Genomic DNA, 5,884 nt, shown 5'->3' with positions numbered 1-5,884 from the left:
GTGGACGCCGACACAGTCACTCTGCCAAGCGAGGTTGCGGCTGCCGGCGCTGGCGCAGTGCGCGGGCGGTCCGTGTTTGCCGCCGCAGCTGCCGTAGCGAGCGCGCTGCGGATCACGAACACGCCCGGCGAGCGTTCCTCGACGCTCAGTCCCTGGCCGGCAATCAGCCGTTGCAGTGCTTCGCGCGGGGCATAGCGGCCGTCCAGCGCTGGCGCCTGGCGGCCGGCAACGCTGTCTGCAGCGAACAGCAGCTGGATGCCGCTCTGCCTGGCCACCGCATTGAGTGACTGTTGCAGCGGGGCGGCCGGAAGATGGACGTCCACCGCCGTGGGGGTGGACTGCGCCGCCGCCGGAAGGGCGGCGCACAGGCTGACGGCCAGCAGGGCAGGCGTCAGGCGGCGCAGGGCGGCGGGCAGGGCAATGCGGGTCATGCGGGGTCCTTCAGAGGGGTTCATGCAGCAGCCGTATGAGCAGGGCCATAACCCACCCTCGGTGCCGAATTCAGTGGCGTGCGGAGATGTGCACGCTGCCGTCGCCGCGGACGTGGACGGCGACGGGCAGGATCTCCGGCAGCAGCGCCAGCGCGGTGGCGGCATGGTCGCCATCGAACACGCCCGATACCTGCAGCGTGGCCAGTCCGGGTTCGTCCAGTACGATTGCGCCGTGGTGATAGCGCTGCAGGCTGCGTACCACCTCGCCCAGCGGGGCCTGCGCGAACTGCAGTCGGCCCTGCGTCCATTCCCCGCTGCCAGTGGCGATCGGCTGCGGCGGCTGCACCGGCCCTGTCCCTGTCCCTGCCAGCAGCTGCTGGCCAGGCTGCAGGTGCTGCTCGCCGTCACGGCCAGCAACGCGCACGCCGACCTCGCCTCGCCACAGGCGGACTTCACTGCGGTCACCGCGTCGCTCCACGTCGAACACCGTGCCGTAGTTGCGCACCTGCACGGGCCCGGCATCGACCTGGAACCGGCGCCAGCGCGAGGGCGCCACGTCGAAGCGGGCGCGTCCGGAGACCAGCACCGCGCGGCGCGAACGCAGATGGCTGCGCACCTGCAGATGGCTGCCCGCATCCAGCTGGATACGGCTGCCATCGGCCAGCAGCACGTTGCGACGTTGGCCGATGGCCGTCCGGTAATCGTGCTGTTGCCAGCCGGGATCGACAGCGTAAAGCCCGCCCAGTCCAGCCACCAGCAGCAGGCCGAGCGCAGCCCCGCCGATCTGCCGGCTGCGGTGGGGGCGATACAGTTGCGCCGGATCGGGTACCGGGAACAGTGCCTTGAGGGTGTCCCGATGTTGCTCCAGCAGACGATCAGGCGAAGGCGTGCCGGCCTTGTCCGGGAGTGGAGGGCGCGGGCGAGGGGGCGCTGTCACGTCAGCGCCCTCACCGGCAGCGCCTGCCGGCAATCGACCATCGCCAACCGCAGATGCCGCTCGACCGCCTTCAGGCCGATCCCCATGCGGCGGGCAACCGCAGCCTGCGGAACGTCATGGATCTTGTGCAGGATGAAGACCTGGCGGCGTCGACAGGGCATCGCACGGATGACGTCGACAAGCCGTGCCAGTTCCTGCGCGGCAACGGCCTGTCTGGCCGGGCCGGCACCTTCGCAGGCCGCATCGGGCAGTTCGGCACGCGGTTCCACCCACTGGCGACGCAGGTCTTCAGCACGGCAACGATCAACCGCAGCGTCATGCGCCATCCGTCGCAGCAGCGCCATCGGCTGGCGCACGCCGGCCGGTTCGGGGCGCTCCAGCAGGCGTACGCAGACGTCGTGCACCACCTCGCGGGCCAGCCCGGGTGAGGCGAAGCGACGGCGCAGGTAATCCACCAGATCCTCGTAGTGGCGCACCAGCGAGGACACCAACGGCAGCACAGGTGGCGGGGGGTGCGGTGGCGTGGACATCCGGGAAAGCGGCGCAGGCAGGAAGGGGTGCCAGGCAGGGCCAGCCCTGCGCGGTGTCACGATAGTAATGGGAACTGTTCGCATTTGCTATCGGATGAGCGACGACGGGATTGTTCGCGGTGCCCGGAAAGTGAATCCATGATCACCCTCTGCAGCGCACACTCGGCCGCAGATAGGCTGCATGGCAGCCATCGGGGAGAGTGACCATGCACGTGCTTCTGGTGATCGTCGGCGGGTTCCTGCTGCTGGCCGTCTTCGCGCTGTTCGGCAGGCTCTGGAGCACAAGCAGCCCTCAGCTGCCAACGGGGCTGCTGGCCTTCATCGGCACCTGGCTGCTGGTATCGGTGGCCAACATGTGGGTGGGGGTCAGCCGGGCAGGCTATACGGTGCGCGAGGAGTTGCCGATCCTGCTGCTGGTGTTTGCCGTGCCGGCGCTGGTGGCCGGTGTCATCTTCTGGCGGCTGGGCCGCTGAACCGAGGATCCGTGATGCCGGCAACGCCCCGTCTTCCTGCCCTGCGTCGTCGCGACGGCCATCATGCACGGGTGACCTACGAAGAACTGTTCTTCGACCTGGTCTATGTGTTCGCGGTCACCCAGCTCAGCCACCACCTGCTGCACCACCTGGGCCTGCTGGGCGTGCTGCAGACGCTGGTGTTGTGGTTTGCGGTCTGGCTTGGCTGGCAGTACGCGTGCTGGGTCAGCAACTGGTTCGACCCGGAGGCGCCGCGTATCCGTGGCCTGTTGTTCGTCACGATGCTGCTGGCGTTGCTGATGTCTTCGTCCATCCCGGAAGCCTTTGCCGGTCGCGCCTGGATGTTCGCCGGTGCCTACGCCACGATGCAGGTAGGGCGGACGCTGTTTGTGCTGCTGGAAGTAGGGCGCTCGCACCCGCTGGCCGCCAACTTCAGGCGCATGCTGGCCTGGGTCAGCGTTTCGGCCTGCTTCTGGCTGGCCGGTGCATCGGTCGAGGGCAATGCGCGGCTGGCATTGTGGGCGGTGGCTGTCGCCTGCGAGTACATCTCGCCGATGTTCGGCTTCGCGTTTCCGGGCCTTGGCCGTTCGCGTACCCGCGAGTGGACCATCGAAGGTGGGCACCTGGCCGAGCGCTGCCAGTTGTTCGTGATAGTCGCATTGGGTGAGACGTTGCTGGCAACCGGCGGCGTGCTGAGCGAGGTGGAGCGCTGGAGTGGCGCGGTGGTGTCGGCAGTGCTGGCGACCTTTGCCGGTACGATCGCGATGTGGTGGCTGTACTTCGGCATCTCCAGCCGCGACGCCACCGACACCATCACCCGTTCCGACGACCCGGGCCGCATCGGCGCCTACTTCCACTACGTGCACGCGCTGCTGATCGCCGGCATCATCGCCACCGCCGTCGGCAACGACCTGGTGATGGACGAACCGGAGGCGAGGGTGACCCTGCCGTATGCCGCGATGCTGGCAGCGGGGCCGTTGATCTACCTGCTGGGCAGCGCACTGTACAAGCGGGCGGTCTACGGCCGCGTGCCGCGCTCGCACCTGGTGGGGGCAGGGGTTCTGGTCGTGCTCGGCTTCGTGCTGCCATGGATGCACCTGCTGGCGGCAGGGTGGCTGACCAGCATCGTGCTGCTGGCGGTGGGGCTGGCCGATACACGGTTGAAGCGAAGCATTGCAGCGACGCGCCGTTAGGGGGCTGCCCGGCAGGCCTGAGCTCAGCGCAGCTCCGCAGCCATCGCCGCCAGTCGGCTCACGGTGTTGATGTTGCGGCCGGTTCCGTTTGCTGCGAAGGGGACGCGCAGGCGCGAACCGGCCATGCCATCGCCGTAGTGGATGAACAGCTCGCGCTTGCCGAGAGCGAGCTGTTCTTCGCCAATACCCGTCACGCCCTGCAGCGGATCCTTCGGCAGCTCCGCATCGATGAACAGGGCGACGACACGGTTGCCGGCGGCGTCCTTGAACGGGTTGCGGGCGACCACTTCGGCCATCTCAGCAGCGGTACGCAGCAGCACGCCGACCGGCTTGCCCGCATAAGCATGCAGGCTTTTCGCCAAACTGCCGCGCACACCCGCCTCGTCGAGCGTACTGCTGAACACGGCATTGCCGCTGGCGATATAGGTGCGGACGTCCCGGAATCCGGCGTTCTCGCACATCCGCACCAGCTCGGTCATCGGTAGCTTGCCGGTGCCGCCGACATTGACCGCGCGCAGCAGGGCCACGTAGGCGGTCATGGCGCAGCGGCCTGCAGCCGGTCGTACATGCGGACCAGATCGACCAGCGTGCGTGCTTCCATCTTGCGCATGACCTGCGCGCGACGCACCTTCACGGTGATCTCGCTGACCCCCAGGTCGGCGGCGATCTGCTTGTTCAGGCGACCGCGCACCACGCCGGCAACCACCTCGCGCTCGCCGGCGTTCAAGGTGCCCCAGCGCAGCTGCAACGCGCCCAGCGCATCACCCTCGCGGCGCCGCTGGCGATCGATCCCGATGCCCCTGTGGATCGCGTCCAGCAGTTCCTGGTCGCGGAACGGCTTGGTCAGGAATTCGATGGCGCCGTCCTTGATCGCATTGACGCCCATGGCGATGTCGCCGTGGCCGGTGATGAACACCACCGGCAGGTGCAGATCGTGGCTGGCCATGCTGCGATGGAAATCCAGTCCGCTCTGCCCGGGCATGCGCACGTCCAGCACAAGGCAAGCCGGAGCATCCTCCATCGCATGGGCAAGAAATTCGCCGGTCGAGGCGAAGGCCCGCACCTGCAGGCCCATCGAGGCCAGCAGGTCCTCCAGCGCGGCGCGCACCGAGGCGTCGTCGTCGACCACGTAGACGATCGGTGACGGTTCAATAGGTGCTGTGGTGGGTTTACGCATGCGCAGCCTCCGTGGCCGTTGGCAGCTCGAAGATGAAGCAGGCGCCGCCACCGGCCGGTCGTTCGGCGCGGATATGGCCGCCGTTGGCTTCGATCATCGAGCGGCTAAGGCTGAGGCCCAGGCCGAGGCCGTTCGCCTTGGTGGTCCAGAATGCATCGAACACGCGGTCAGTCTGCTCAGCGGGCAGGCCGACACCGCGATCGCGCACGCTCAGGCTGACGTGGCCGCGACCATCGTACGCCGTCAGCATGGACAGCCTGCGCTCGCTTACGCGCGTGTCCGACATCGCATCGACGGCGTTGAGGATGAGGTTGCCGATCACCTGCTGCACCTGTACGCGATCGGCATGGGCAGGGGGGAGTTCATTGCCCAGCACCAGCGCCACGGTCACACCATGCTGTTCCAGTTCGCTGCGCGAGAGTGCCAGCATTTCCTCCACGGCCAGGTTGAGGTCGAAGGCCTGGCGCTCTGGCGCGGCGCCTTGGGTCAGGCCACGGATGCGGGCAATCACGTTACTGGCGCGATGGGCGTCGGCGACGATGCGGGCGATGGTCTGGCGCGCCTTGTCCAGGTTCGGCGGCTCCTGGGCCAACCAGCGCTGGCTGGCTTCGGCGCTGCTGGCGATGGCCGCCAACGGCTGGTTCACTTCATGTGCGATGGAGGTGGTCAGCTCGCCGACGGTGGAGGCGCGGGCCACCCGCAGCAGGCGCGCCTGTGTATCCTGCACCGCGGCCTTGGCCGCTTCCATCTTCAATGCCAGGTAGGTGGTGATGCCGATCACCAGCATGCCGATCGCTGAATTGACCAGGCCGATGCGGTAGGTGCCGAAGCGGGTGAGGAAGAAGCTAAGGCCGGTCAATGCGATGCAGACTGCCGCAAGGGCGATGAGCCCGCGGGCGGGAAGCCGCCGCGACGCTGCCAGGATCACCGCCGCGTAGAAGCAGGCGGCAGCAACGGCGTAGTCGGTAACCGTATCGACCAGGAAGATGGCCGCCATCACGATGATCAGGGCCAGCACGACCAGTGGGCGGCGGGGCGACAGCGATGGCATCGGGATAGCTCCCTGGCGTGGGTGGAAAGGATAGCAAAGCGCTGTTCAGTAGATGTCGACCTTGGTCGGCATGCCCCAGAGAGATGCAGGGT

8 protein-coding genes are annotated in these 5,884 nt (G+C 67.7%); 2 read left to right on the top strand and 6 right to left on the bottom strand.

From position 1 onward, the window contains the following. The 3 genes from AC1DJN_RS20200 to AC1DJN_RS20190 form a co-directional block, all read right to left on the bottom strand. On the bottom strand, nucleotides 1-431 hold a 431-nt coding region (locus AC1DJN_RS20200), incomplete at its 3' end, for an STN domain-containing protein (RefSeq protein ID WP_478039965.1). Nucleotides 432-501: 70 nt separating this feature from the next. Next, nucleotides 502-1,368: a FecR family protein gene (locus tag AC1DJN_RS20195; protein ID WP_282279796.1), complete on the bottom strand. Its 867-nt coding sequence runs from the start codon at nucleotides 1,366-1,368 to the stop codon at nucleotides 502-504. Continuing rightward, on the bottom strand, nucleotides 1,365-1,898 hold the full coding sequence (locus AC1DJN_RS20190; protein ID WP_180831086.1) for an RNA polymerase sigma factor: 534 nt from the start codon (nucleotides 1,896-1,898) through the stop codon (nucleotides 1,365-1,367). Before AC1DJN_RS20190 ends, AC1DJN_RS20195 begins: the two co-directional genes overlap by 4 nt. A gap of 206 nt (nucleotides 1,899-2,104) precedes the next feature. Here AC1DJN_RS20190 and AC1DJN_RS20185 point away from each other — a divergent pair, with 206 nt between their 5' ends. After that, nucleotides 2,105-2,371 (top strand): hypothetical protein, encoded by a 267-nt coding sequence (locus AC1DJN_RS20185; protein WP_282279797.1) that lies wholly within the window; start codon nucleotides 2,105-2,107, stop codon nucleotides 2,369-2,371. Nucleotides 2,372-2,385: 14 nt separating this feature from the next. Then, a complete protein-coding gene (locus AC1DJN_RS20180; protein ID WP_282279798.1) occupies nucleotides 2,386-3,564 on the top strand; it encodes a low temperature requirement protein A in 1,179 nt (392 codons plus the stop codon). A 23-nt stretch (nucleotides 3,565-3,587) separates the two neighbouring features. Here the strand turns inward: AC1DJN_RS20180 and AC1DJN_RS20175 are convergent, their stop codons facing one another. Genes AC1DJN_RS20175 through AC1DJN_RS20165 form a run of 3 tightly spaced genes read right to left on the bottom strand, consistent with a single transcriptional unit; the run spans nucleotide 3,588 to nucleotide 5,792 of the window. Continuing rightward, entirely contained in the window at nucleotides 3,588-4,103 is a 516-nt protein-coding gene (locus tag AC1DJN_RS20175) for a DUF1697 domain-containing protein (protein ID WP_282279799.1), read from the bottom strand. After that, complete coding sequence (locus AC1DJN_RS20170; RefSeq protein ID WP_282279800.1) at nucleotides 4,100-4,741, bottom strand: response regulator transcription factor; 642 nt, start codon at nucleotides 4,739-4,741, stop codon at nucleotides 4,100-4,102. The genes AC1DJN_RS20175 and AC1DJN_RS20170 overlap by 4 nt, the downstream gene beginning before the upstream one ends. After that, complete coding sequence (locus AC1DJN_RS20165; protein WP_442251796.1) at nucleotides 4,734-5,792, bottom strand: sensor histidine kinase; 1,059 nt, start codon at nucleotides 5,790-5,792, stop codon at nucleotides 4,734-4,736. Before AC1DJN_RS20165 ends, AC1DJN_RS20170 begins: the two co-directional genes overlap by 8 nt. Nucleotides 5,793-5,884 lie beyond the last annotated feature (92 nt).

This window comes from Stenotrophomonas sp. 05L414_2 (assembly GCF_056397905.1).
Note: the sequence above shows the minus strand (reverse complement) of the source record. Positions and strands in the feature narration are given on the sequence as shown.